The following is a 24,908-nucleotide window of genomic DNA, read 5'->3' as shown; positions in this document are numbered from 1 at the left end:
GCGATGAACAGGGTACCCGCGCAAGCGGTTACCCTGTTTCTGTTATAGATCACAAGTGGAGATGACTCGACAATGGGTGTGGTGACCAAGCGTTCCTCAATGACTTTTTTCTCTTCCCCGGAAGATCATTACAGCCACCGCGTGCGTATCGTTCTGGCCGAGAAAGGGGTCACGGTAGACATTGTTGATGTGGATCCCAGCAATAAGCCGGAAGATCTGGCATCGCTGAATCCTTACAATGAAGTGCCCACTCTGGTCGACCGCGAGCTGACGCTGTTTCAGTCTGCGGTGATCATGGAGTACCTGGATGAGCGTTTTCCGCATCCGCCGCTGTTGCCGGTGTATCCGGTGGCCCGGGCCCAAAGTCGTCTGCTGATTCACCGTATTGAGCGTGACTGGTGTCATCATGTGGATGCCATTCTGGCAGGTGAAGAAAAGGAGGCGAGCCTGACCAAGCGCCGTAAGGAACTGCGTGAAGCGATTCTGGCTTGCGCGCCGATCTTCAGCGAGCTGCCGTACTTCATGAGTGAAGAATTCACTCTGGTGGACTGCGTTGTCGGTCCGATCCTGTGGCGGCTGCCGGCCATGGGCATCGAGCTGCCGGCCAAGCAGGCCAAACCGCTGCTGGATTACGCCGAGCGCCTGTTCGACCGCGATGCGTTCCAGGCCAGCCTGACCGATGCTGAGCGCGAACTGCGTAACCCGCTCTGATGGCTGAGATGACCTCCAATCGCCCGTATCTGATACGGGCGATTCATGAGTGGATCTGCGATAACGGGCTAACCACCCATTTGGCGGTCAATGTGGCCTACCCTGGCGTGGAAGTGCCTCAGGACTTCGTTCAGGACGGTCAGATTGTCCTCAACATTGCACCTCGCGCGGTCACCAACTTTGCGGCAGGTAACGACGAGATTGCGTTTTCTGCACGTTTTGGCGGTGTGCCGATGTCGATTCGTGTGCCAGTCAATGCGGTAGTGGCGATTTTTGCCCGAGAGAACGGTCAGGGTATGGCGTTCGACCCGGTTGATCCGCCAGAACCACCCACGACACCGCCTGAGCCTGAGAAGAAAGAAGAGGGCAAAGGCAAGGTGAGTCATTTGAAGGTGGTGAAATAAAAAAACCGGCGAAAGCCGGTTTTTTATTTTCAGCTACGAGCCACTCCTGATGGTGCGGCTTGCAGCGGTTTTTCAGTCGATATACTCAATAATCTTCACGATTTTCTGCACGCCATACACTTTCTGTGCCTGGCTTACAGCCGCATCGGCCTCTGCGCGGGTCAACAGCCCCATTAGATAGACTACGCCATTCTCGCTGACCACCTTGGTGCGCCAGCCGGGCGCCTCGCCATTCACGAACAGACGGCCCTTGACCTTGCTGGTCAGCCAGCTGTCGTTAGTGCGGGCGAGAAAGGAGCTGCCGCCGCCCACTTCCAGCTCGTTGTGAACGTGACGGACGTGCCGCACTTGTGTGGCGATGTTGCCGGCCTGGCTCTTCAGGTCTTCACTGGCGACCTGGCCTGCCAACAGGACGTTGCCGTTGAAGCTGACCACGACAATGCGGGATTGGTCTAACTCCTCGCTGGCGCGGGAAAGATTGATGGCCACCTTGCGCTCGATGCTACCATCTTCCCAGAAGGCACCAAAGGTGCGGGAACCATGATCCTGGTCGGTGGGTTGGTCTGACATCCCCTTGCTCAGTGCCACACAGCCGGAAAGGCTCAGGCAAGCGGTCAAGAGGGCGAACAGCAGGGAGTCACGAATGCGCATGTCGGCTTACTGGCCCCCGAAGAGTTGCTGGTCTATGTGATCACAAAGAGCGTGAATAACAAGCAGGTGCACTTCCTGAATGCGTGCAGTAGAGGTAGCGGGTACCCGAATTTCGATGTCGTCGGGGCCGTACAGGTTCACCATTTCACCGCCTTCCTTGCCTGTCATGGCCACCACTCGCATTTCCCGGTCGTGGGCGGCCTGGATCGCCTGGATGACATTGGCAGAGTTTCCACTGGTGGAGATGGCGAGAAGAATGTCGCCGCTGGCTCCCAGAGCCCGCACCTGTTTGGAAAAGATCTCGTTGTAACTGTAGTCGTTGGCAATGGATGTCAGTGTCGAGGAATCCGTGGTCAGCGCGATGGCAGGCAGTGCCGGGCGCTCCATCTCGAAGCGGTTGAGCAGCTCGGAAGAAAAATGTTGAGCGTCTCCAGCGCTGCCACCGTTGCCGCAGGTGAGAATCTTGCCGCCGTTGAGCAGGCACTCGACCATGGCCTGTCCGGCAGCTTCAATGACGCTGGGAAGGACTTCGCCGGCCTTGGCCTTGGTTTCAATGCTTTCGGCAAACAATTGCCGGATCCGGTCCACGCTCATAAATACCTCAATTGGTCTTGGTCTCTGCAATGGCTACAGCTTATTCGCTGTAGAACGCATTTTGAATCCATTGATAACTGACAGAATGGTTGTTGTCTGGTTCCAGGCCGATGACATCAAAGCGACAGGGACGCTGTTGATGTGCGGGGTGGTTGGCCAGAAAGTGCCTGGCTGCCTGTATCAGCCGTTGTTGTTTGTGGTAATCCACTGATGCCAGCGCACCGCCATGGCTTTGATGCTGGCGCCAGCGCACCTCAATAAATGTGAGGCAGTCATGATCCAGCATCACCAGATCAATTTCTCCCTGGCGACAGCGATAGTTGCGGGTGACCAGACGCAGTCCCTTTTCGCCAAGCCATTGCTCGGCGTCGGCTTCGGCCTGGTCGCCGCGCGACTTACGGCGCGGCAGAAACGGCATTGCTGCGCACGGGCAGGCTGTTGGCGGGGTTGGTCACTTGCGGTAGGCTTCGAGCCTCGCCACGCATGAAAATAGCCCAGTCGAGCTTGCGTACCACTTGTTGGTCGCGCATCTGCAGCCTGCCGGTTGCTCCTGGCAGTTCGCTGGAGGGCAAGGTGTTTAGCAGATACAGGCGGCTTTGCAGGCGGTAGGCATCGATGCCCATGGCATAGAGTCGCTCGTAGCGACCATGGCCATCCGGCCACTGCTCTGCGGCGACCTTGTGCAAGTCGCTGTTCTGATCGCCAATAATCCAGGGCATGTCCACAAAGCGAATACCGTTAAGATCCTGATCCCGTCGCGGATTGCTCTCGCCGCTGTAGATCAGGGATGTGGAGTACACCGGCAAGTCTTTGGCGTAATGGAAATTCAGGGCCGGTTTGACCTGGCGGCCTTGATTGGGGTTGGCTATCAGGACAAGGAAATCCATGTCCTGGCGGCGGCGAGGTTGGATATCCATGTCCAGATTGGTGAAACGGCTGACTTCCTTGCCGCGCGCTTCACTTTGCGCAACCAGAAGTAGCTCTTCAACGATTTCTCCAATTTCAGGACCTTCCTGGTAGGCCCGGCTCACGGTCACGGTGCCGTGCAGGTTTTGCCATTCATCAGCAAATGCCTGAGCAACCCGCTCGCCCCAATCCCCTTTGGGGTAAAGGATGCCAGCCTGGGTGCTACCCTCACGGGCTCCCTGTTGGGCAATCTGGCGTGCTTCGTCTTCCGGGGCCAGGCCAAACTGGAAAAAGTTTTCCGGTACCTGTTCGCTTTCAATGTAGTTGAGCGCAAGGGTGGTGGCGGGCAAGGTTCCCTGTGCAGCAATGGCTGCTGCCTTCTCCTTGGACAGAGGGCCAAGAACAAAATCGGCCCCGTCATTAATGGCCTGCTGATATACCGCAAGGATATTGTCCGGACCGGAATCATAGAACCGCAGTGTTGGCGCCAAGCTGTTCTGTTTCTGTTGGTAATGTGCGGTCATGATGCCTTCCTGCAGCGTTTTGCCAACATTCTGCAGGGGGCCGCTGGTGGGCAGCAGGATGGCAACCTGACTTGGGCGATTGCTGGCCGCTTCCTTGAGTGCATCCAGCATGGCTGGCACATCGGATATGGCGGGGTGGGTGCGCCATTTCGCGCTCCACTGGTCCAGTCGGGCAACCTGGGCATCCAGGTCTGCGATGGGGTCGCGATAGAGCTGGGCAAGGCTGAGCCAGCCCAGCAAGTCTCCGCCGCTGGATTGGGTGGCGTTGGCGAGTTCCTGGGGAGACAATTGCATCAGCAATTGCCAGATCATGCCGTGGTTGTAGTCCTGATCCTGATCATTGAGCAGGGGGTGCGCGGCTACGCGTTGTTGCAGGCTATCAAGAAGCTTTCCTTCCATGGCCAGGGCGTCGGCGCGGAGTAAATCCAGTTGTGCTTGTTGTTCCACCGGGTACTGGAGAATTTCGTCCTGATATTTTGCCAGCAGTTCAACGGCGGGAGTGGCGTTCTGTTGGCTCAGCGCTGCGCGACCACTTAACAGAATCCACTGAAAACGGGTTTCGGTGGACAGAGTGTCCGGATTGAGATCGCCCAGTAACTGTTCGGCATCTTCCGGGCGTTGCTGTTGCAGATATTCATTCGCCCAGCTCAGTGTTGTTTCGATACGCTGCTCGCTCTGCATTTGTGCCGCCAGTTGTGAGCGGGCGGCGGAGAGCGACTCGGGGGCGGCTGCCATGCCTGCAGACTGTTCAGCGGGCAGGGTGGCAGGTTGGCTGGTGCTGGTCGGGGTGGTGCTGCAGCTGGCTAGCGCAAAGGTAGCGGCCAGTGCAATCCAGTATGCCTTTTTAAAATCCATGGCGCGGGGTTCGTATTACCAGAATGGAGCGACTATTGTAGGCGCTTCGTAGTAGGGTCTCCAGCGGCCAGCCATAAGGAAGTTCGACAATTATGAACTCTGTCTTGTATGTAGTGAGCACACCTATCGGGAATCTGGATGATATTTCCCGTCGCGCTGTTTCGGTGTTGGAAGCGGTAGATTGGGTGGCGGCAGAGGATACGCGGCATAGCCAGCGTTTGCTGGATCAGTTGGGGCTGCGCAAACGCATGATCAGTTGTCATGATCACAATGAAAATGTGCGCAGTGCAGAACTGGTTGAGCGAATGAAAAATGGTGAAAAAGGTGCGCTGATCAGCGATGCCGGTACGCCATTGGTGAGTGATCCGGGCTATCGACTGGTGCGTGCCTGTCAGGATGCCGGCATTCAGGTGGTGCCGGTGCCGGGGGCGTCGGCCTTGCTGGCTGCACTGGCGGCAGCGGGGCAGCCATCGGATCGTTTTGTCTTCGAGGGTTTTATTCCGTCAAAAGGGGCGCCGCGGCAGCAGGCCATCGAGCGGCTAGCTACTTCTGACATCACCAGCATCATCTATGAAGCACCACATCGGGTGTTGTCGTTTCTGGAGGCGTTGCGTGACGAGGTTTCGTCGGAGCGAGAAATTACCCTGTGCCGTGAGCTGACCAAGCAGTTTGAAACCATTCGCCGTGGCTCGGTGGCGGAACTGTGTGATTGGGTGGCTAGCGACAGCAACCAGCAGCGTGGTGAGTTGGTATTGATTCTTTCACCTGCAGAGCAAGCCGCTGGCTGGAGCGACAGGGATCAGGCCCTGGCCAAACTGCTGCTGGCCGAACTCCCTGCCTCCCGCGCCGCCAAGATCCTGGCCGCGCATACGGGCATGAAACGGCAGGAGGTTTATGCGCTGTTAGAGGCAATGAACGGCTAGAAGTTAACAGTGAATAGTGAACAGTGCGCGGGCGAGTGTGCTCTGTTCTCGAATGGATGAGGCCTCGTCCGGCGATTGGGCGCGGCCTCATGCGTTTCTGTAGGAGAAAACCTGGCTTGCGCCGCTATTAACTGTTCACTGTTCACTGTTAACTGATTAAACTCGCCCCCGGACCGGTCAGACAGTCGCTGGCAGTGCTTTTCCCTGAAGGGCCTGCTGGAGGAAAGTCCGGGCTCCAAAGGGTAGGGTGCCAGGTAACGCCTGGGGGCCTCACTGGTGACGGTGGGGTTACGGCTAGTGCCACAGAGAAAATACCGCCGGTTCCTTCTTCGGAGGGTTCAGGTAAGGGTGAAAAGGTGCGGTAAGAGCGCACCGCGCCGCTGGTAACAGCGGTGGCAGGGTAAACCCCACCCGGAGCAAGACCAAATAGGGATCCTATGGCGTGGCCCGCGCTGGATCCGGGTAGGTTGCTAGAGGCTGATGGCGACGTTAGCCCCAGATGAATGACTGTCCACGACAGAACCCGGCTTATCGACCGGTCCGCCTATTCGCGGTCGTCTTGATGCGAATCAAGATGCCATCAGAAAATATGACTAGACTGCACTCCCCCAAGAAGGGGTTACCCTGAATCGCGGAGAGTGCTCTCATGTCACAGATCGATATCCTTTATAGCCGTGATGATCATGAGGTGCTGCGCTTTGCGGATCTGGTCAGCGGTGAAGGGGTGCAAGCCAACCAGTTCTGCATTCGCCACGGTGAGCGTGCGGCGCTGATCGATCCCGGTGGGGATTTGACTTTTACCCCGCTCAATATTGCCCTTAGTCGGCTGATCAAGCTGGAAAACCTGGAATACATCCTCGCTTCCCATCAGGACCCGGACATCATTGCCTCTCTGCCACGCTGGCTGATGCATACCCCCTGCCAGGTAGTGGTCAGTCGGCTATGGTCGCGATTTTTGCCGCATTTGGCTTCCAGCTATGAGATCAGTCGCATGGGTGAGCAATTGCAGGCCCGGATTCACGGGGTGGGAGATCAGGGGGCGGTGCTGCCCTTTGGTAATGACAGCCTGTGGGTGCTGCCTGCCCACTTTCTGCATTCGGTGGGGAACTTCAGCTTTTACGACCCGGTCAGCCGGATCCTGTTTTCCGGCGACGTGGGGGCTTCCCTGGGTGGTGAAGAGGGTGATGTGACGGATTTTGCTGAGCATGTCAAAAGCATGGCCGGCTTTCATCGTCGATATATGGCCAGCAACCGGGCCTGCCGGTTGTGGGCGGGGATGGTTCGCAAGCTCGGCCCCGCCATGATTGTGCCCCAGCATGGCGGTTATTTCAGTGGGGAGCAGGTTGGTCGTTTTCTTGATTGGTTTGCAGGCCTGGAATGTGGTGTGGATCTTATGACAGAGGCGGATTTCCGTATCCCAGCCTCCTAATTTGTTATTTGTAATAAGCGTGACGGTTAGTAATAACTAATTTGTCTAACACTTAAAGTGCTTTCTCATTAGCGTGCCCCAGCACTCTGATTCATCTCGAAACTCCCTCCGTTGATCGCCTTCCCATATCATGGATTTCGCCGCTTGCCGGCGCTAACAGACTGATTTTTTTAGAAATTCTTTTACGTTTGCATAGCGTCCTTTGCTTGACTTGGGCTTTGCTGTGGCCCTAGAGTGTCTCAATGTGGTGAAAAGTGGGAAAAAGTGGGAAATTTCGAGCGGCAGGTGTCGCAAAGTGGGCCAAAGCCTGCTGGAAGGAACCGCATAACCAAGAGACCGAGGACGGCCAGTGTTTACTGGGAGCACATCACTCAATCTGGATGCCAAAGGGCGGCTGACCATGCCGACCCGGTACCGCGCTTCGTTGATCGAAGCTTGCGGCGGCCAGCTTGTGCTTACTCGTCACCCCTTTGATGAGTGTCTGGCGCTCTACCCACGCGATGAATTTATGGATACCGCTCGCAAGCTTTCTGCGCAGCGAGACTCCAATGCGCAGGTTCGGCAGCTCAAGCGCCGCTTCCTGGGGCAAGCCGTTGAGATTGAGATGGACAGTAATGGCCGCTTGCTGGTGCCGCCGGAGTTGCGCACCGCTATCGGACTGGAAAAGCAGGCCATGCTGATCGGTCAAATGCACCGCTTTGAAATCTGGACAGCAGAAAGCTGGTCGGAGGAAGACAGCACCCTTGATCCGGAGGCCTTGCCGGACAGCGTGCAGGAGCTGTCGTTCTGATGACTGACACAGGGAAGCAGTACGAGCACCTGCCAGTGTTACTGGAGGAGGTACTGGAAATGTGGTTCAGCCGTAGCGATGGCTTTTATGTGGATGGCACCTTCGGACGAGGTGGCCATAGCCGTGCGTTGCTGGCGAAGCTGGATGCCGATGGCCGACTGACCGGTATTGATCGCGACCCTCTGGCGATTGCCGAGGGGGAGGCGTTGGCTGATGAAGACCGTCGTTTCCATATCAAGGCCAGTCGCTTTGATTGTCTTCCGGATGTGGTGGCAGAGCAGGGGCGCCCCATTGATGGCCTGCTGCTGGATCTTGGGGTGTCATCCCCGCAGTTGGATGATGCTGCGCGCGGCTTCAGTTTCTTGCGTGATGGCCCGCTAGATATGCGCATGGATCCTACCTCTGGCGAGAGTGCTGCTGACTGGCTGGCTCGAGCAGAGGAAAAAGAGATTGCGGATGTGCTGTATCGCTATGGTGAGGAGCGCAAGTCTCGCTGGATCGCCAAGCGTATCTGTGAGACCCGCAAGGAACAGCCGATAACCCGTACCCTGCAGCTGGCTGACCTGATCGAGTCGGTATTGGGGCGGAGTGAGCCGGGTAAGCATCCGGCCACGCGCAGCTTTCAGGCGTTGAGGATACATATAAACGGGGAGCTGGATGCGCTGAATAAAGTGCTGGAACAGTCCCTGGAGACGCTCGCCATCGGCGGGCGTCTCGCCATTATCAGCTTCCATTCTTTGGAAGACCGGATCGTGAAGCTGTTCATTCGCGATCATTCCGGCCGGGCTCCGAAGGGGCGCGGTGGTTTGCCGTTGGGTGATGAGTTGCCGCAGCGGCTGGAGCCGGTTGGCAAGGCCATCCGTGCTGGCAAGGCAGAACTGAAGGTGAATGTCCGCTCGCGCAGTGCGGTGTTGCGGGTGGCGGAGAAAGTGGCGTGACCGCGCCTTGGGCAATTCGTGCTCTGGTGGTGTTGATTGCGTTGTCTGCTCTGGCGGTCAGTTACAGCGTCCATCAGGCCCGTCGACTGACGGACGAAAGCCAGAAACTGCAGCAGCAACAGACCCGGCTGGAAAGCCAATGGAGTCAGTTGCTATTGGAGCATAGCACCTGGGGTAGTTATGCCCGGGTGGAGCGCCTGGCTCGAGAAAAGTTGGGCATGAAGTTACCGAAAACCGATGAGCGAGTACTGATTCGACCATGAAGAACCGGGTCCGCAAGACACGGCAACCTAACCTCCGGACACGCTGGCGCTTTGTGCTGGGGTTCTGGGCGGTGTGTGCCTGTCTGCTGGTGGTTCGGGCAGTGGATCTGCAGGTGGTTCAGCACGATTTTCTGGCTCATCAGGGGGATATTCGTAATCTGCGGGTTGAGCCGCTGGCGGCTCATCGCGGAGTGATTCGCGATCGCGCTGGCCGTCCGCTGGCGGTGAGTACGCCGGTAGTCACCTTGTGGGCCAATCCTCGCGAAGCGCTGGCGCATCAGGATGCCTGGCAGCGTCTGGGCAACAATGCGGTGATCAGCCAGAAGGAATTTGCCAAGAAGGTTCGTCGCCACGAGAGTCGCGAGTTTGTGTACCTGGAGCGTGGGCTGGCACCGGAGGCTGCAAAGAAAGTGCTGGATCTGAATGTGCCCGGCATCCACTCCCTCACCGAATACCGTCGCTATTATCCGGCCGGTGAAGTGTCCAGCCATGTGGTGGGTTTTACCAATATCGACGATGAAGGCCAGGAAGGTACTGAGCTGGCCATGGATGCTGCACTGGAAGGTCACAGTGGCCGCAAGAAGGTGGTACGGGATTTGCTCGGGCGGGTGATCCAGGATATCGAGGTGCTGGAGCCCGCCGAACCTGGCGAAGATGTCACCCTGAGCATCGATCTGCGTCTCCAGTATCTGGCTTACCGTGAACTGTTGGCTGCGGTACAGCAGCACAAGGCGAAAGGTGGCAGTGCTGTGGTGGTGGATGTTCGCACCGGGGAGGTGCTGGCCATGGTCAACCAGCCGGCCTACAACCCGAACAATCGCGGCAACATGGATACAGCGTCCCTGCGTAACCGTGCGGTGACCGACCTGTTCGAGCCTGGTTCCACCATGAAGCCGTTTACCGTGGCGGCGGCGTTGGAAATGGGCATGGTGACCCCCTCTACTACTATCAATACCCATCCTGGCACCCTGCGGGTCGGCACCAAGACCATTCGTGATCATCGTGATTACGGCATCATCGATATCACTACCGTGCTGACCAAGAGTTCCAACGTGGGCACCAGCAAGCTGGCGCTGGCGATGGAGCAGCAAGCGCTGCCGGATTATCTGGAGCGTTTTGGTTTCGGTCAGGCTACGGGTATCGCCTTCCCGGGCGAAAGCGATGGCTTGTTGCCGCTGCGCAGCAAGTGGCGTGATGTGGAGCGTGCGGCGCTGTCCTACGGCTATGGTCTGAGCGTGTCAGCAGTGCAGCTGGCCCAGGCCTATGCAGTGATCGCCAACGACGGCATCAAGGTGCCGCTGACACTGAAAAAGGTAAACGGGACCCCTCAAGGCGAGCAGGTGATTGGCAAGGAAACGGCTCGTCAATTGGTACAGATGCTGGAAACCGTGGTGAGTCTGCAAGGGACCGCCAGGCGTGCCCAGGTGCCGGGCTATCAGGTAGCCGGCAAGACTGGCACCGTGCACAAGGTTGTGGCCGGTGGTTATGCCGACGATAACTATATTGGTCTGTTTGCGGGTCTGGCTCCGGCAACCGATCCGCGCATTGTGACCGTGGTGGTGATTGATGATCCGCGTGGCAAGGCTTACTACGGTGGTCTGGTCGCGGCGCCAGCTTTCTCCAATATCATGAGCGGGGTGTTGCGCACCCTGCATGTGCCGCCGGATCGTCCGGAAGGGCTGCTGGCTGGCACGCCAGAGGCGGAGGATCGTTCATGATGAGCCTCCAGCAGCTGCTTCCCAATCTGAACCTGCCTGCCAACGTGGCAGGTATCGTCGTTTCAGGGCTGCAACTCGACAGCCGCCAGGTGCAATCCGGGCAGGCGTTTGTGGCGGTGCCCGGTGTGGCCAGCGATGGTCGCCGTTTTGTGTCTCAGGCGGTGGCGGCGGGTGCTGCTGCGGTGCTGGCGGATGCCGAAAACGGGGCGCTGACAATCAGCTACGAACAGCAGGTGCCCTGCGTGCACGTACCTGAACTGGCTGGGCAGGTGGGCGATATTGCTGGGCGCTGGTTCGGTGAGCCGGCTGCGAACCTGGCCCTGACTGGCGTGACAGGTACCAACGGCAAGACCAGCATTACCTGGTTCCTGCGTGATGCGCTGAATGCGTTGGGCAACCGCTGCGCGCTGGTTGGCACTCTGGGAGTCGGGCTCAAGGGTGAAGAGCAGCACACCGGCCATACCACTCCAGACCCGATTACCCTGCAGGCGGCACTGGCCAGTGCTCGTGATGCGGGAGCTAACAGTGTGGCCATGGAAGTGTCTTCCCATGCGCTGGATCAGAAGCGGCTGGGTAGCACCCCGGTGACCACGGCGGTGTTCAGTAACTTGAGCCGTGATCATTTGGATTACCACGGCGACATGGAGTCCTATCTGGCGGCCAAGTCGGTGCTGTTTTCCCGTCCGGGCGTGCGTCTGGCCGTCATCAACTGTGATGACCATGCCGCCAGTTCCCTGGTGAGCTGTCTGGCGGATGATGTGCGCTGCGTTACCTTCGGAGGCCAACAAGGTGCCACCGTACGTTGTGTCAACGTGGCATACGATGCCAATGGCATGCATGCCACCCTGAGTGTGGGCGGTGAGGCCATTGATGTGGCGCTACCGTTGTTTGGTCCTTTCAATCTCAGCAACCTGATGGCCGTGGCGGCCATTCTGCATGGTCAGGGTGTTGAGACTGCGGTGCTGGGCAAGGCGCTGGCGGCGGTGACTCCGGTGCCGGGCCGTATGGAACCTGTTTGTGCTGAACAGGGTCCCACCGTGATCGTGGATTATGCCCACACCCCGGATGGTCTCGAAAAAGCCTTGCAGGCCTGCCGTGCACACTTCGACAGCAAGCTGTATTGCATCGTCGGTTGCGGCGGTGATCGGGATGCGGGCAAGCGTCCCATGATGGCGAAAGTCGCTGAACAGCTGGCAGACGTGGTGGTGCTGACCAGCGACAACCCACGCAGTGAAAACCCGCAAACCATTATTGAACAAATGCAGACCGGACTGACCCATCCTGACAAGGCAATGGCCATGGTTGATCGTGCCGAGGCGGTGGTAGAAACCGTGAGCCGTGCGGCCGCTGGTGATGTGATCCTGCTGGCCGGCAAGGGCCATGAGGATTACCAGGAAATCAACGGCGTTCGCCACCCCTGTGATGATCGTGAACTGGCTCGTCAGGCTCTGGCGGCGCTGGCAAACGGGGAGGGTGGCCAATGATGTGGCTGTCCCAGATCGCCCAGTGGACCGGTGGTGAACTGATCGGTGAAGACGTGCAGATCAACGCGGTGGTTACCGATACCCGTGCCATGGCGCCGGGCTGCCTGTTTGTGGCGCTTAAGGGTGAGCGCTTCGATGCCCACGATTTTCTCGCCCAGGCGGCAGCGGAAGGTGCGGCTGCGGCACTGGTTGATCGTGACCAGAGCGATTTTGCCAATGCGGTGAAGGTGGCCGATACCCGTCACGGGTTGGGCAAGCTGGCCAGCGGTTATGCCGATCAGTTTTCCGCTGAGCGCATGGCGGTGACCGGAAACGCCGGCAAGACCACTGTGAAAGAAATGGCGGCGGCCATGCTGGGCGCCGATACCTTGGCTACTGCTGGCAACTTCAACAACGACATTGGCGTGCCGCTGACGCTGTTGCGACTGCGCGCCGAACACCGCTATGCGGTGATCGAGCTGGGCGCCAACGCCCCCGGCGAAATTGCCTGGACCAGCAGCCTGGCCAAACCACGGGTGGTGCTGGTGACCAATGTGACCGGCGCTCATCTGGAAGGTTTCGGGTCCATGCAGGGCATCGCCAATGCCAAGGCGGAGATCTTCGGCGGTTGTCAGGCCGGTGGCCAGGCGATCATCAATGCGGATGACAGTTTTGCCGATTTCTTTGCCGGCGAAGCCGAAAAAGCCGGACTGCAGGTGATGCGGATCAGCGCCCGTGAAGCGACGGACCTTTATGCAGAGCAGATTGTCCTGCAGCAGGACAAGGCCACCTTCATTCTGCAGCCTTCCGGGCACACTGTCACCGTGCCGTTGGCGGGTGCTCATCAGGTTAACAATGCGCTGATGGCGATTGCCGCTGTACGCGCCCTGGGCTTGTCACTGGATGAGGCGCTCCCACGTCTGGCCAGCCTCAAGCCGGTACCGGGTCGCATGAATCTGCATTCGGTGGAAAAAGGCGTGCTGGTGGATGACACCTACAACGCCAATCCCGGTTCGGTACGTGCAGCGATCGACTGGCTGGCAGCGCAGCCGGCACCACGCATGCTGGTGCTGGGTGCCATGGGTGAACTGGGGCCCGAGGCGGAAACCCTGGTCGAAGAGTTGGGTGTGTATGCCCGAGAAAAAGGTTTGGATCAGCTGGTGGCCATGCGCGGTGCGCAAACGGCGGCCAGTGGTTTTGGCGATAAGGCGAACATCGCCGATGACCATCAACAGGCGGTGAGTTGGAGTGCCCCGGTGCTGCAAGCAGGCGGCACCGTGTTGGTGAAAGGTTCGCGCACAGCCGGTATGGAAGCGGTAGTGAAGCGACTGACACAGGGCGAAAGCCCGCAGACACAGAATGAGGGGGCTCACTAATGCTGCTCTGGCTGGCCGAATATCTGGCCCAATACTACAGCGGATTTCTGGTATTCCAGTACATCACCCTGCGCGGCATTCTCAGCGTTCTGACGGCGCTGTTCATTGCCTTCTGGGTAGGCCCGATCATGATCCGCATGCTGCAGGAGAAACAGGTGGGGCAGGCCATTCGTGATGATGGTCCCAAGAGCCACCTGAGCAAGGCGGGCACGCCGACCATGGGCGGCGCGCTGATTCTGGTGGCCATCGTGATTTCGACCTTGCTGTGGGCGGATCTGAGTAATCGGTTCGTGTGGATCACCCTGGGTGTGCTGTTCATTTTTGGTGCCGTGGGCTGGGTGGATGACTGGCGCAAGGTGGTAGAAAAGAATCCTCGTGGTTTGCCGGCAAAATGGAAGTACCTGTGGTTGTCGGTAGGTTCCTTTGGTGCCGCCTTTGCACTGTATTTCACCGCGCAAAGCCCGGCAGAAACCCAGCTGATCGTGCCGTTCTTCAAGAACGTGGCCATCAACATGGGGTGGTTCTACATCATTCTGACCTACTTCGTGATCAACGGTACCAGTAACGCGGTGAACCTGACTGATGGGCTTGATGGTCTCGCCATCATGCCGACCGTGCTGGTGGGCGGGGCGCTGGGCATCTTCGCCTACGCGGGTGGCCACACCGAGTTTGCTACTTACCTGCAGATTCCCTACGTGGCGGGTGCCGGTGAACTGGTGATTATTTCTGCGGCCCTGTGTGGTGCCGGCCTCGGTTTCCTGTGGTTTAACGCCTACCCGGCCCAGGTCTTCATGGGCGATGTGGGTGCGCTGGCACTGGGTGCAGTGCTGGGTGTAATGGCGGTGATTGTCCGTCAGGAAATCGTGCTGTTCATCATGGGTGGGGTGTTCGTGATGGAAACCGTGTCGGTGATGTTGCAGGTAGGGTCGTTCAAGCTCACTGGCCGCCGTATTTTCCGCATGGCACCGATTCATCACCACTTTGAACTGAAAGGCTGGCCAGAACCGAAAATCATCGTTCGGTTCTGGATCATTACGGTAATTCTTGTACTGGTGGGTCTGGCGACCCTGAAGATTCGATAAGGAACTGACCGAGCATGGCGAAAGACGGCTTTGATCTGGTTATTGGCCTGGGTGTCACCGGGCGTTCTGTGATCCGTTACCTGACGGATCAGGGGATGCCTGTGCGTGCGCTGGATACCCGTGCCGAGCCAGCTGGCCTTGAAGCCCTGCAGGCGGAGTTCCCGGCTGTGAAGATTCATACTGGCGGCTTCAAACCCGGCTGGATGAAGAAAGCCAATCGTTTGATTGTCAGCCCTGGTGTGGCCGTAGCAACTCCCGCGATTGCCGAACAGATTGTGGAAGGCAAGGAAGTCATCGGCGATGTGGAACTGTTCGCCCGTGCCGCCAGTGAACCACTGGTTGGCATTACTGGTTCCAATGCCAAAAGTACCGTGACCACCTTGCTGGGCCAGGTGGCGGATGCCTGTGGTATGAACCCGGGTATCGGCGGAAACCTGGGCGTGCCAGCGCTGGATCTGTTGAATGACGATGCCCGCCTGTATGTGCTTGAGCTGTCCAGCTTCCAGTTGGAAACCACTTACAGTCTGAGTGCGGACGTGGCCACCATTCTCAATGTGTCCCAGGATCATCTGGATCGCTACGCCAGCTTTGCCGATTACCTGGCGGCCAAACAGCGTATCTATGACGGTTGCCAGGTAGCGGTATGGAACCGCGATGATCTGGCCACCCGTCCGCCGGAAAGCGTACCGAAACAGATCACCTTTGGAGCCCACCCGGAAGCGGATTACCGGCTGGACAGTGAGAGCGGTCAGCTGTTGTGCCGTGGTGAGTTGCTGTTGTCGCTGTCCGATCTGGCGCTCACTGGCCATCACAACGCCATGAATATTCTAGCGGTACTGGCGATCAGTGATGCGCTGTCGCTGAACCGTGACAAGGCACTGGCTACCGTTAAGGCCTTCACCGGCCTTGAGCACCGTTGCCAGCTGGTGGCTGATAAGGGCGGAGTACGCTGGTTCAACGATTCCAAGGCCACCAATGTAGGCGCCACCCTGGCCGCACTCACCGGGATTGGTGAGTCGATTGAAGGCAAGGTCATTCTGGTGGCGGGCGGTCAAGGCAAGGGTCAGGATTTCTCTCCGCTGGCGGAGCCCGCCCGTCAGTACCTGCGTGCAGGTCTGTTGATGGGGGAGGATCGTTCTTTGCTGGCACAGGGCATGTCTGCCGCTCCTTGCGAGCTGGTCACCGACATGCAGGCCGCTGTCGAGCGCGCTTATGCGCTGGCGCAACCGGGTGATGCGGTGTTGTTGTCTCCAGCCTGCGCGTCTTTCGATATGTACAAGGGTTTTGCCGATCGCGGTAATGACTTTATCCGTCGGGTTCAGGAGGTGTGCGATGACTGAGCGCATGATCCTGAAACTGGATAGCAGCGGGGTGGACAAGCCTCTGCTGTGGACGGCGATTGGTTTGGCGTTGGCCGGGCTGGTCATGGTGTCGTCAGCGAGTCTGCAGATTGCTGAAACCCGTCTCGGCGACCCGTTCTACTACGCGCTGCGTCATGGCATTTATCTGGCGCTGGGGCTCGGTGTCGGGGCTTTCGTCTACTACGCGGTGCCGCTGGCACTGCTGGAGCGACTGCGCTTTTTCATGCTGCCGATTGCGCTGGTCGTGCTGGTGCTGGTGTTTGTTCCCGGACTGGGCCGTAGCGTGAACGGCTCCACCCGCTGGATTGCACTGCCGGGTCTGACCATCCAGGCCTCCGAAATCGTGAAGCTGTGCTTCGTGCTGTATCTGGCCGGTTACGTGGCTGAGCGCAAGGCAGCGCTGGAAAATGAGTGGAAAGCCTTCCTGCTTCCATTGGGGCTGCTGGGTGTGCTGATGGTATTGCTGCTGCTCGAGCCGGACTTCGGTGCGGTAGTGGTCTTGGGTATCACCGCGATGGGCATGTTGTTCCTGTCCGGGGTGCCGACACTGCGCTTCCTGCTGATAGGTTTGATTGCTGTGGCGCTGGGAGCTGTGGTGGCGGTGGCTGAACCGTATCGGGTAGCGCGTCTGATGACCTTTACTGATCCGTGGGCGGACCAGTTTGGTGCCGGCTACCAGCTTACCCAGAGCCTGATCGCGTTTGGCCGTGGTCACCTGACCGGGGTCGGGCTGGGTAACAGCGTGCAGAAACTGTTTTACCTGCCAGAAGCGCACACCGATTTCGTCTATGCGGTGATGGCAGAAGAACTGGGTTTGATGGGCAATATTGCCTTGATTAGCGGTTTCATCCTGCTGGGCTGGCGTGTGTTCCGTCTTGGTCATTCCCTGGAGGAACGCGGTTTCCTGTATCACGCTTATCTGGTGTACGGCTGCGCCTTTGTGTTCTGTTCCCAGGCCTTTATCAACCTTGGGGTGAACATGGGCATGCTGCCCACCAAGGGACTGACCCTGCCGTTCATCAGCTACGGTGGTTCTTCTCTGCTGATTTCTGCCGCCATGATCGGCATGATCCTGCGCGCCGGTGCGGAAGCAGAGCAACTGAAGGCCAGAGGGAGGGCGGCACGATGAGCACTGTCCTGATCATGGCCGGAGGTACCGGCGGGCATGTTTTCCCTGCACTGGCGGTGGCTGACCAGCTACGCGCGCGGGGCTTCGACATCCTCTGGCTTGGTGCCGAAAACGGCATGGAAGGCAAGCTGGTGCGCCGTCACGGTTACAACATTGCCGAGCTGTCTGTTTCCCGTCTGCGCGGTGGTGGTCTCAAGCGAAAGCTGACAGCCCCCTTCAATTTGCTGCGTGCGGTACTGCAGGCACGGCAACTGATTCGTCAGCATCAGCCGGTATTGGCGGTGGGCTTTGGTGGCTTCGCCAGTGGCCCCGGTGGTTTGGCTGCGCGACTGTGTGGTGTACCCGTGGTGGTGCATGAACAAAATGCGGTGCCGGGCCTGACTAACCGCCTGTTGTCAAAGATGGCCACCGTAACCCTGGAAGGTTTCGATGGTGCATTTGGCCAGCGCGACGCGTGTTGGGTGGGTAACCCGGTGCGCGCCGAGATTGCAGCCATTGACGAGCCTGCTGGCCGTTATGCCCGTCATCAGGGCGGGCTGCGGGTGTTGGTCGTCGGTGGCAGTCAGGGGGCGCTGGTGCTCAATCAGGATCTGCCCGAACTGATGCTGGCGGTGCTGGGTAACGATATTCAGGTGCGCCATCAGTGTGGCGCGGGTCGTACCGGTGAAGCGGCACCGATTTATGACGCTCTGGGTGTGAATGCCCAGGTGAGTGAATTTATTGATGACATGGCGGAAGCCTACAGCTGGGCGGATCTGGTGATCTGTCGGGCCGGGGCGCTGACGGTGGCAGAGGTGGCAGCAGCCGGTGTGGCGGCCCTGTTTATCCCGCTGCCCACCGCCGTGGATGATCACCAGACATTGAATGCCCGCTGGTTGTCTGACAAGGGCGCCGCCCTGTTATTGCCCCAGCGGGAACTGAGTGCAGCCAGTCTGGCTGCCATTTTGAAACCGGTAGCAGAGCGAGGTGCGTTGGCGCAAATGGCGCAACGGGCCCGTGAGCAGGCTGTGGCTGATAGCGCAGAGCGCGCGGCCACCCTGTGTCAGGAGGTGGCCAATGGCCGATAGCGACAACATTCATATCGTTCCAGAGATGCGCCGCATTCGTGGTATTCACTTTGTGGGTATTGGCGGTGTGGGTATGTGTGGCATCGCTGAAGTGCTGGCCAATCAGGGCTATGCCATCAGTGGCAGCGATATCAAGGAATCTGCTGTGGTCGCGCGTCTGCGCAGCCTGGGCGTGCGGGTGGAAATCGGCCACCGCGCCGAAAATATTGATGGTGCTGACGTGGTGGTGACCTCCACCGCAGTGAACACCGAAAACGTGGAAGTGGCCGAAGCCCACGAGCGCCGGATTCCGGTGGTGCCCCGTGCCCAGATGCTGGCGGAGCTGATGCGTTTCCGGCACGGCATTGCTGTGGCAGGTACTCATGGCAAGACCACGACGACTTCCATGACCGCCGCCATCATGGCAGAAGCGGGTATGGACCCCACTTTTGTGATTGGCGGTCGCCTGAATAGCGCCGGTACCAATGCTCGTCTGGGGCAAAGCCGTTATCTGGTGGCGGAAGCGGATGAGTCCGATGCCAGCTTCCTGCATCTGCAGCCCATGAGTGCCATCGTGACCAATATCGAAGCGGATCACATGCATACCTATGGCGGGGATTTTGCCCAGCTGGAAAACACCTTTATCGAATTCTTGCACAACCTGCCGTTCTACGGTGTGGCGGTGATGTGTGTGGATGATCCGGTGGTGCGCAAATTGCTGCCGCGGGTGAACCGTCAGGTGATCCGTTACGGCTTTAGTGAGGATGCCGACCTGCGTGCAGAAGACGTTCAGCAGCAGGGTATGACTACCACTTTCCGGGTGATTCGCAAGGAAGGTGAGCCGCTGCAGATCAGCCTCAACATGCCAGGCAAGCACAACGTGCTCAATGCGCTGGCCGCTATTGCGGTGGCGTCAGATGAAGGCGCGGATGACGAGGCCATCGTGCGCGGCTTGAACAACTTTACCGGGGTGGGTCGTCGCTTTGATGTGCAGGGCGAATACCACTTCGAGGGTGGCAGCGCGACCCTGGTGGACGATTACGGTCATCACCCCAGCGAAGTGGGCGTGACCATCGATGCGATCCGTGCCGGTTGGCCGGGCCGTCGTCTGGCCATGCTGTTCCAGCCGCACCGCTATACCCGTACCCAGGATCTCTACGAAGACTTTGTGGATGTGCTGTCGGGTGTGGATGTGCTGCTGATGCTGGAAGTTTACGGCGCAGGTGAAGAGCCGATTCCGGGCGCTGACGCCCGTGCTCTGTGCCGCAGCATTCGCAAGCGCGGCAAAGTGGAACCGGTATTTGTGGATGATCCCGCCAAACTGGCGGAGATCCTCGCCACCCAGTTGCAGGACGGTGATCTGCTGGTCACTCAGGGTGCCGGCAATGTGGGTGCTATTGCCAAAGAACTGGCCGAGCAAGGAGCCAAGCGTGGATAAGGTGCTGCTGAAGCAGAAGCTGGCCAATGTGGGCCGGGTAGCGGTACTGGCCGGCGGCAAGTCTGCCGAGCGACCGGTGTCCCTCAAGAGTGGGGCGGCGGTGCATCAGGCACTGCGAAATCTTGGAGTGATTGCCGAATTGGTGGACCCATCCGAGACCAGCGTCGATTCCCTGAAAGGTTTCGATGCCGCCTTTATCGCTCTGCATGGTCGCGGTGGTGAAGACGGTGTGATCCAGGGTGTGCTGGAGCATCTTGGCATTCCGTTCACCGGTTCTGCGGTGATGGCTTCTGCCATCGGCATGGACAAGGTGCGCACCAAGCAGCTGTGGAAGGGCGCAGGCCTGCCGACGCCGGCGTTCTATGTGGCCGGTCGAAATGATACTGACCTAGGCTTCCCGCTGATGATCAAGCCGGCCCACGAAGGCTCTTCCATCGGCATGGCCAAAGCAGACAACGCGGAGCAGCTGGCGCTGGCATTGCAGGAAGCGGGCAAGTTCGATTCTGACGTGCTGGTGGAAGCCTGGGTCAACGGCCCGGAATACACCGTGGCGGTACTCGGTGACGAAGCTCTGCCTGCGATTCGCCTGAAGACGCCCAACGCGTTTTATGACTTTGAAGCCAAGTATCAGTCCAACAGTACCGAGTACCTGTGCCCGGCAGGATTGAATGATGAGGATGAAGCAGCGATCCGACAGCTGGCCCTGACCGCCTTTCGGGTGGCTGGCTGCCGAGGCTGGGGTCGAGTGGATGTGATGCGCGATGAGCAGGGCAATTGGCAGCTGCTGGAAATCAATACTGTGCCGGGAATGACTGATCATTCCCTGGTACCTATGGCCGCCAAAGCGACAGGCCGCGATTTTGATGCGCTGGTAGGTGAAATCTTGCTGATGGCGCTGGAGAAAAAAGGTGGCTAAACCGGCCGCCACGCCCCGGGGCGCACGCCGCAAGCCGGTGAAGCAAGCCGGGGTACCTCTGCGCGAGCGGCTGTCCGCCGCCGTGCCGTGGATGCTGGTAGGCACGGTGGCCATGGTGCTACTGCTTGGGGTCATCTACCTGCCGGCCCTGCTGGACGGGTATCCCATCCGCAAGGTGGGAGTGGATGGCGTTACTGATGTGCGCCGCCAACAGCAGATCCAGACCGCCCTGGCGGCACTGGTTCGCGATGAAAATTATTTTTCCGTGCCGCTGGAAGAAATTTACCAGCAGGCACAGGGGCTGAGCTGGGTAGAGGGCGTTTCGGTGCGCCGCCAGTGGCCCGACACCGTGGTGTTGACCGTTAGTGAGCGACGCCCGGTGGCAGTGTGGAACGAGACGGTGCTGATTTCCGACAGTGGCGAACCGTTCAAGGCATTGAAGCAATACGACCTGACGGGCCTGCCGCACCTGAATGGCCCGCAGCAACGGCTGGAGGAAGTCATGGGCTTCTATCACAGCATGGGCAAGATGCTGGCGGATGTGGATCTGGGCATTCGCAGCATGGACGTCAACGCACGCCTAACCGCGCGGCTGACGCTGAATAACGATATGCAACTGGTGGTCGACCGTGAGCAATACACCACCAAACTTCGCCGTTTTGTGCGGCTTTATCGGGGTGTACTGAGCACGGACAGTCGCCAGGTAACCAGTGTCGATCTGCGTTATGCAGATGGCATGGCGGTGACCTGGGGCGAGCAACAGGAGAAAGGGTGACATGGCAACTGCAACTGAAAACATGATTGTCGGACTCGACATCGGCACCTCCAAGGTGGTGGCCATCGTCGGGCAGACAGCTGCCGATGGCACCATGGAAATTGTGGGGATCGGTTCGCAGCCCTCGCGGGGGATGAAGAAAGGCGTGGTGGTGGATATCGAAGCTACCGTGCGTTCCATCCAGCGTGCGGTGGAAGAAGCTGAGCTGATGGCGGGTTGTCATATTCACACCGTGTACGCGGGTATTGCCGGCTCCCATGTTCGCAGCCTGAATTCCCACGGCATTGTGGCGATTCGTGATCGAGAAGTGGCTCAGGCGGATATCGACCGGGTGATTGATGCGGCCCAGGCCGTGGCGATTCCGGCGGATCAGAAAACCCTGCACGTGCTGCCGCAGGAATATGTGGTGGATAACCAGGAAGGGGTGCGCGAGCCCATCGGCATGAGCGGTGTGCGTCTGGAGGCCAAGGTACACCTGGTGACCTGCGCGGTGAATGCGGCCCAGAACATCGAGAAATGTGTGCGCCGCTGCAACCTGGAAGTGGACGACATCATTCTCGAGCAGTTGGCCAGTGCTCATGCGGTGCTGACAGAAGATGAACGCGAACTGGGTGTTTGCATCGTGGATATTGGCGGCGGCACCACCGATATCGCCATCTTCACCGAAGGAGCGATTCGCCATACCGCCAATATTCCGATTGCTGGTGATCAGGTGACCAACGATATCGCCATGGCCCTGCGTACCCCCAAGCAGCACGCCGACGAGATCAAGATCAAGTATGCCTGCGCCCTGACCCAACTGGCGGGGGCGGATGAAACCATCAAGGTGCCCAGCGTGGGCGACCGGCCGCCGCGCACCCTCAGCCGCCAGAATCTGGCGGAAGTGGTGGAGCCGCGTTACGACGAGCTGTTCACCCTGGTGCAGGCCGAGATTCGCCGTTCCGGTTACGAGGATCTGATTCCTGGTGGCATCGTGCTCACCGGTGGCTCCTCCAAGATCGAAGGGGCGGTGGATCTGGCAGAGGAAATTTTTCACATGCCGGTACGGCTGGGTAGCCCACAGGGCATCTCCGGTCTCACCGATGTGGTCAAGAACCCGATCTATTCCACTGCGGTGGGCCTGCTGTTGTACGGCCAGCGCATGGAAAAGGAAGGCGGCAGCCCCCGTGTTCAATCCGGAGGCGGCCAAGTGGACTGGCTGGAGCGTTTCAAAAGCTGGTTCAAAGGCAATTTTTAACAAGAGATGCAAACACGCTTCATGCAATACGCGAGAGGCGTAAACCAGGCGCAAGCGGCGGTTCCGGGCCGCGGTAACACCACCGGGACACTTCGACGTGAAACAAGTAGTAAACAGGGATGAAAACGGGAGATTAACCATGCAATTCAAATTGGAAGACAGCGTGCCTCATGGCGCAGTAATTAAAGTAGTCGGTGTTGGCGGCGGCGGTGGTAATGCCGTAGATCACATGGTGCGTTCCGGTGTGGAAGGGGTGGATTTCATCTGCGCCAACACCGATGCCCAGGCGCTGCGGAATGCCCAAGCCAAGACCGTTATCCAGCTGGGTAGCCAGGTCACCAAGGGCCTCGGTGCCGGTGCCAACCCGGAAATCGGTCGCCAGTCTGCCCTGGAAGACCGTGATCGCATTGCCGAGCTGCTGGACGGTGCCGACATGGTATTCGTGACCGCCGGCATGGGTGGTGGTACCGGTACCGGTGCGGCCCCGGTGGTGGCCGAGATTGCCAAGGAGCTGGGTATTCTGACCGTGGCGGTCGTCACCAAGCCGTTCCCGTTCGAAGGCAAGAAGCGCATGCGTTCTGCCCAGGAAGGTATCGAGGAGCTGAAAGAGCACGTCCACTCTCTAATCACCATCCCCAACGAGAAGCTGCAGTCCGTACTGGGTGGTTCCACCAGCTTGCTGGACGCCTTCAAGGCCGCCAACGACGTACTGCAGGGTGCGGTGAAGGGGATTGCTGACCTGATCGTTCGCCCCGGCATGATCAACGTGGATTTCGCCGACGTGCGTACCGTGATGAGCGAGCTGGGTACCGCCATGATGGGTTCCGGCACCGCCAGCGGCGAAGAGCGTGCTGCCGAAGCGGCCCGTGCGGCCATCTCCAGCCCGCTGCTGGAAGATGTGGATCTGCGTGGCGCCCGCGGTATTCTGGTGAACATCACCGCCAACGAGTCCATCGCGTTGGATGAGTTCTCCGAAGTGGGCGAGATCGTCAGTGAGCTGGCCGGCGAAGATGCCAACGTGATCATTGGTACCGCCATCGACCCGGATATGGGCGACAGCATCAGCGTGACCGTAGTGGCCACTGGCCTGGGCGCCGCCGCTCAGGAACTAAAAGTGGTGCGTGGGCGTCAGACCCCCGTTGCCGCAGACGGTCGTGTGGACTACAGCGATCTGGATCGCCCGGCGGTAGAGCGCAAGCGCGCTGCCCAGCAGGCTGCCGGCGGTCGTGGCCAGCAGGCGGTAAACACCGCGGAAGATCTGGATTTCATCGATATTCCGACCTTCCTGCGTCGCCAGGCCGACTAACGGTGGCTCGCATTGGTGCAAAATCAGGTAGTTGGAGTATAATCCGGCCCTAATTTTGTGTTGAGGAAAGCGGTATCCTTCAGGATACCCGCAGCTGTGTGACAGACTGATGATCAGACAACGTACACTGAAAAATGTGATCCGCGCCACCGGCGTGGGCCTGCACACCGGCGAAAAGGTCTACATGACCGTTCGCCCGGCACCGGTGGATACCGGTATCGTATTCCGGCGTGTGGACCTGGACCCGGTGGTCGAGATCAAGGCGGCGGCAGATGCCGTGGGTGAAACCACTCTGTCGTCAACGCTGGTTCAGGACGGCGTCAAAGTCGGTACCGTGGAGCATTTCCTGTCCGCCATGGCGGGCCTGGGCATTGATAATGCCTTTGTGGAACTGTCGGCCCCGGAAATGCCGATCATGGACGGCAGTGCCGGTCCGTTCGTCTTCCTGTTGCAATCTGCCGGTATCAAGGAGCAGGAAGCAGCCAAGAAGTTCATTCGCATCAAGAAGGAAGTGACGGTGCGAGAGGGCGACAAAACGGCAACTTTCGTGCCCTTCGATGGCTTCAAGGTGACGTTCTCCATCGAGTTCGATCACCCGGTGTTTGAAGATCGTAACCAGGTGTCCAGCATCGATTTCTCCACGACTTCGTTCGTGAAGGAAGTGGCGCGGGCGCGGACGTTCGGCTTCATGCGCGACATCGAGTTTCTGCGCAGCCAGAACCTGGCTCTGGGTGGCAGCGTGGATAACGCCATCGTGGTGGATGAATACCGTATCCTCAATGAAGACGGTTTGCGTTATGAGGATGAGTTCGTCAAACACAAGATGCTGGACGCCATTGGCGACCTTTATCTGCTCGGGCACAGCCTGATTGGCGAGTTCATTGGCCACAAGTCAGGCCATGCCCTCAATAATGCGCTGTTGCGGGAAATTCTCCGGCAGGAGGATTCCTATGAAGTGGTGACCTTTGAGGATGCCACTGACGCACCGGTGTCTTACATGCGCCCGGTGCTGGCTGCCGCCGAATAAGGCATTAGCCACGTCGAAGCCCTGTTACCAGCTGGCGGTTCTCCCG

At 58.9% G+C, this 24,908-nt stretch carries 24 protein-coding genes and 1 other RNA gene; 21 read left to right on the top strand and 4 right to left on the bottom strand.

Going from position 1 to position 24,908, the window contains the following annotated elements; all coding sequences use genetic code 11:
• The first annotated feature begins 72 nt into the window (after positions 1-72).
• Positions 73-711 (top strand): stringent starvation protein SspA, encoded by a 639-nt coding sequence (gene sspA, locus Y5S_RS06995; protein ID WP_035231605.1) that lies wholly within the window; start codon positions 73-75, stop codon positions 709-711.
• Entirely contained in the window at positions 711-1,115 is a 405-nt protein-coding gene (locus Y5S_RS06990) for a ClpXP protease specificity-enhancing factor (protein ID WP_197055115.1), read from the top strand. The genes sspA and Y5S_RS06990 overlap by 1 nt, the downstream gene beginning before the upstream one ends.
• Before the next feature lie 72 nt (positions 1,116-1,187).
• Here the strand turns inward: Y5S_RS06990 and Y5S_RS06985 are convergent, their stop codons facing one another.
• Genes Y5S_RS06985 through Y5S_RS06970 form a run of 4 tightly spaced genes read right to left on the bottom strand, consistent with a single transcriptional unit; the run spans position 1,188 to position 4,645 of the window.
• Complete coding sequence (locus Y5S_RS06985) at positions 1,188-1,766, bottom strand: BON domain-containing protein (RefSeq protein WP_052041451.1); 579 nt, start codon at positions 1,764-1,766, stop codon at positions 1,188-1,190.
• A gap of 6 nt (positions 1,767-1,772) precedes the next feature.
• Entirely contained in the window at positions 1,773-2,360 is a 588-nt protein-coding gene (locus tag Y5S_RS06980; RefSeq protein ID WP_035231602.1) for a phosphoheptose isomerase, read from the bottom strand.
• Positions 2,361-2,400: 40 nt separating this feature from the next.
• Positions 2,401-2,778: a YraN family protein gene (locus tag Y5S_RS06975; RefSeq protein WP_035231598.1), complete on the bottom strand. Its 378-nt coding sequence runs from the start codon at positions 2,776-2,778 to the stop codon at positions 2,401-2,403.
• Entirely contained in the window at positions 2,756-4,645 is a 1,890-nt protein-coding gene (locus Y5S_RS06970) for a penicillin-binding protein activator (protein ID WP_035231596.1), read from the bottom strand. The genes Y5S_RS06975 and Y5S_RS06970 overlap by 23 nt, the downstream gene beginning before the upstream one ends.
• 92 nt (positions 4,646-4,737) lie before the next feature.
• On the opposite strand from Y5S_RS06970, the gene rsmI reads away from it, so the two are divergent.
• From rsmI to lpxC, 19 genes are all read left to right on the top strand, one after another.
• Positions 4,738-5,568: a 16S rRNA (cytidine(1402)-2'-O)-methyltransferase gene (gene rsmI, locus Y5S_RS06965; protein ID WP_035231594.1), complete on the top strand. Its 831-nt coding sequence runs from the start codon at positions 4,738-4,740 to the stop codon at positions 5,566-5,568.
• A gap of 169 nt (positions 5,569-5,737) precedes the next feature.
• Positions 5,738-6,115, top strand: an RNA gene (rnpB, locus tag Y5S_RS19105) — RNase P RNA component class A.
• A 99-nt stretch (positions 6,116-6,214) separates the two neighbouring features.
• The gene (locus tag Y5S_RS06960; protein WP_035231592.1) at positions 6,215-6,997 is read left to right on the top strand and encodes an oxygen-binding di-iron domain-containing protein; all 783 of its coding nucleotides are present in this window, start codon (positions 6,215-6,217) and stop codon (positions 6,995-6,997) included.
• 349 nt (positions 6,998-7,346) lie between these two features.
• Complete coding sequence (gene mraZ / locus Y5S_RS06955) at positions 7,347-7,787, top strand: division/cell wall cluster transcriptional repressor MraZ (RefSeq protein WP_035231590.1); 441 nt, start codon at positions 7,347-7,349, stop codon at positions 7,785-7,787.
• Positions 7,787-8,725, top strand: a complete 939-nt coding sequence (rsmH, locus tag Y5S_RS06950; RefSeq protein ID WP_035231583.1) for a 16S rRNA (cytosine(1402)-N(4))-methyltransferase RsmH — start codon at positions 7,787-7,789, stop codon at positions 8,723-8,725. Before mraZ ends, rsmH begins: the two co-directional genes overlap by 1 nt.
• The gene (ftsL, locus tag Y5S_RS06945) at positions 8,722-8,988 is read left to right on the top strand and encodes a cell division protein FtsL (RefSeq protein ID WP_035231580.1); all 267 of its coding nucleotides are present in this window, start codon (positions 8,722-8,724) and stop codon (positions 8,986-8,988) included. The genes rsmH and ftsL overlap by 4 nt, the downstream gene beginning before the upstream one ends.
• Positions 8,985-10,706 (top strand): peptidoglycan D,D-transpeptidase FtsI family protein, encoded by a 1,722-nt coding sequence (locus tag Y5S_RS06940; protein ID WP_035231579.1) that lies wholly within the window; start codon positions 8,985-8,987, stop codon positions 10,704-10,706. Before ftsL ends, Y5S_RS06940 begins: the two co-directional genes overlap by 4 nt.
• On the top strand, positions 10,703-12,190 hold the full coding sequence (locus tag Y5S_RS06935; protein WP_035231578.1) for a UDP-N-acetylmuramoyl-L-alanyl-D-glutamate--2,6-diaminopimelate ligase: 1,488 nt from the start codon (positions 10,703-10,705) through the stop codon (positions 12,188-12,190). The genes Y5S_RS06940 and Y5S_RS06935 overlap by 4 nt, the downstream gene beginning before the upstream one ends.
• Entirely contained in the window at positions 12,187-13,545 is a 1,359-nt protein-coding gene (locus Y5S_RS06930; RefSeq protein WP_035231577.1) for a UDP-N-acetylmuramoyl-tripeptide--D-alanyl-D-alanine ligase, read from the top strand. The genes Y5S_RS06935 and Y5S_RS06930 overlap by 4 nt, the downstream gene beginning before the upstream one ends.
• A complete protein-coding gene (gene mraY / locus Y5S_RS06925) occupies positions 13,545-14,627 on the top strand; it encodes a phospho-N-acetylmuramoyl-pentapeptide-transferase (RefSeq protein ID WP_035231576.1) in 1,083 nt (360 codons plus the stop codon). The genes Y5S_RS06930 and mraY overlap by 1 nt, the downstream gene beginning before the upstream one ends.
• 14 nt (positions 14,628-14,641) lie before the next feature.
• Positions 14,642-15,967 (top strand): UDP-N-acetylmuramoyl-L-alanine--D-glutamate ligase, encoded by a 1,326-nt coding sequence (murD, locus tag Y5S_RS06920; RefSeq protein ID WP_035231575.1) that lies wholly within the window; start codon positions 14,642-14,644, stop codon positions 15,965-15,967.
• Positions 15,960-17,117 (top strand): putative lipid II flippase FtsW, encoded by a 1,158-nt coding sequence (gene ftsW / locus Y5S_RS06915; protein ID WP_035231573.1) that lies wholly within the window; start codon positions 15,960-15,962, stop codon positions 17,115-17,117. Before murD ends, ftsW begins: the two co-directional genes overlap by 8 nt.
• Positions 17,114-18,184 carry an undecaprenyldiphospho-muramoylpentapeptide beta-N-acetylglucosaminyltransferase gene (gene murG / locus Y5S_RS06910; protein ID WP_035231572.1) on the top strand — a complete coding sequence of 357 codons (1,071 nt, stop codon included), beginning with the start codon at positions 17,114-17,116 and terminating at the stop codon, positions 18,182-18,184. The genes ftsW and murG overlap by 4 nt, the downstream gene beginning before the upstream one ends.
• The gene (gene murC / locus Y5S_RS06905; protein ID WP_035231571.1) at positions 18,174-19,601 is read left to right on the top strand and encodes a UDP-N-acetylmuramate--L-alanine ligase; all 1,428 of its coding nucleotides are present in this window, start codon (positions 18,174-18,176) and stop codon (positions 19,599-19,601) included. The genes murG and murC overlap by 11 nt, the downstream gene beginning before the upstream one ends.
• The gene (locus Y5S_RS06900; RefSeq protein ID WP_035231570.1) at positions 19,594-20,517 is read left to right on the top strand and encodes a D-alanine--D-alanine ligase; all 924 of its coding nucleotides are present in this window, start codon (positions 19,594-19,596) and stop codon (positions 20,515-20,517) included. The genes murC and Y5S_RS06900 overlap by 8 nt, the downstream gene beginning before the upstream one ends.
• Positions 20,510-21,292 carry a cell division protein FtsQ/DivIB gene (locus Y5S_RS06895; protein WP_035231568.1) on the top strand — a complete coding sequence of 261 codons (783 nt, stop codon included), beginning with the start codon at positions 20,510-20,512 and terminating at the stop codon, positions 21,290-21,292. Before Y5S_RS06900 ends, Y5S_RS06895 begins: the two co-directional genes overlap by 8 nt.
• 1 nt (position 21,293) lies before the next feature.
• Positions 21,294-22,529, top strand: a complete 1,236-nt coding sequence (gene ftsA / locus Y5S_RS06890) for a cell division protein FtsA (protein WP_035231565.1) — start codon at positions 21,294-21,296, stop codon at positions 22,527-22,529.
• A 139-nt stretch (positions 22,530-22,668) separates the two neighbouring features.
• Entirely contained in the window at positions 22,669-23,835 is a 1,167-nt protein-coding gene (ftsZ, locus tag Y5S_RS06885; RefSeq protein ID WP_035231561.1) for a cell division protein FtsZ, read from the top strand.
• Positions 23,836-23,944: 109 nt separating this feature from the next.
• Complete coding sequence (lpxC, locus tag Y5S_RS06880) at positions 23,945-24,862, top strand: UDP-3-O-acyl-N-acetylglucosamine deacetylase (protein WP_035231559.1); 918 nt, start codon at positions 23,945-23,947, stop codon at positions 24,860-24,862.
• Positions 24,863-24,908 lie beyond the last annotated feature (46 nt).

This window comes from Alcanivorax nanhaiticus (assembly GCF_000756665.1).
In the GTDB taxonomy this organism is placed as follows: Bacteria; Pseudomonadota; Gammaproteobacteria; order Pseudomonadales; family Alcanivoracaceae; genus Alcanivorax; species Alcanivorax nanhaiticus.
Note: the sequence above shows the minus strand (reverse complement) of the source record. Positions and strands in the feature narration are given on the sequence as shown.

Excerpts from the sequence above, each read along its gene's own strand:
- Y5S_RS06940 (WP_035231579.1), top strand. The coding sequence starts at position 8,985 with ATGAAGAACCGGGTCCGCAAGACACGGCAACCTAACCTCCGGACACGC.
- murC (WP_035231571.1), top strand. The coding sequence starts at position 18,174 with ATGGCCGATAGCGACAACATTCATATCGTTCCAGAGATGCGCCGCATT.
- mraY (WP_035231576.1), top strand. The coding sequence starts at position 13,545 with ATGCTGCTCTGGCTGGCCGAATATCTGGCCCAATACTACAGCGGATTT.
- Y5S_RS06985 (WP_052041451.1), bottom strand. The coding sequence starts at position 1,766 with ATGCGCATTCGTGACTCCCTGCTGTTCGCCCTCTTGACCGCTTGCCTG.
- Y5S_RS06990 (WP_197055115.1), top strand. The coding sequence starts at position 711 with ATGGCTGAGATGACCTCCAATCGCCCGTATCTGATACGGGCGATTCAT.
- ftsA (WP_035231565.1), top strand. The coding sequence starts at position 21,294 with ATGGCAACTGCAACTGAAAACATGATTGTCGGACTCGACATCGGCACC.
- Y5S_RS06970 (WP_035231596.1), bottom strand. The coding sequence starts at position 4,645 with ATGGATTTTAAAAAGGCATACTGGATTGCACTGGCCGCTACCTTTGCG.
- rsmI (WP_035231594.1), top strand. The coding sequence starts at position 4,738 with ATGAACTCTGTCTTGTATGTAGTGAGCACACCTATCGGGAATCTGGAT.
- ftsW (WP_035231573.1), top strand. The coding sequence starts at position 15,960 with ATGACTGAGCGCATGATCCTGAAACTGGATAGCAGCGGGGTGGACAAG.
- murD (WP_035231575.1), top strand. The coding sequence starts at position 14,642 with ATGGCGAAAGACGGCTTTGATCTGGTTATTGGCCTGGGTGTCACCGGG.
- Y5S_RS06975 (WP_035231598.1), bottom strand. The coding sequence starts at position 2,778 with ATGCCGTTTCTGCCGCGCCGTAAGTCGCGCGGCGACCAGGCCGAAGCC.
- sspA (WP_035231605.1), top strand. The coding sequence starts at position 73 with ATGGGTGTGGTGACCAAGCGTTCCTCAATGACTTTTTTCTCTTCCCCG.
- lpxC (WP_035231559.1), top strand. The coding sequence starts at position 23,945 with ATGATCAGACAACGTACACTGAAAAATGTGATCCGCGCCACCGGCGTG.
- ftsZ (WP_035231561.1), top strand. The coding sequence starts at position 22,669 with ATGCAATTCAAATTGGAAGACAGCGTGCCTCATGGCGCAGTAATTAAA.
- Y5S_RS06960 (WP_035231592.1), top strand. The coding sequence starts at position 6,215 with ATGTCACAGATCGATATCCTTTATAGCCGTGATGATCATGAGGTGCTG.
- murG (WP_035231572.1), top strand. The coding sequence starts at position 17,114 with ATGAGCACTGTCCTGATCATGGCCGGAGGTACCGGCGGGCATGTTTTC.
- Y5S_RS06930 (WP_035231577.1), top strand. The coding sequence starts at position 12,187 with ATGATGTGGCTGTCCCAGATCGCCCAGTGGACCGGTGGTGAACTGATC.
- Y5S_RS06935 (WP_035231578.1), top strand. The coding sequence starts at position 10,703 with ATGATGAGCCTCCAGCAGCTGCTTCCCAATCTGAACCTGCCTGCCAAC.
- rsmH (WP_035231583.1), top strand. The coding sequence starts at position 7,787 with ATGACTGACACAGGGAAGCAGTACGAGCACCTGCCAGTGTTACTGGAG.
- Y5S_RS06980 (WP_035231602.1), bottom strand. The coding sequence starts at position 2,360 with ATGAGCGTGGACCGGATCCGGCAATTGTTTGCCGAAAGCATTGAAACC.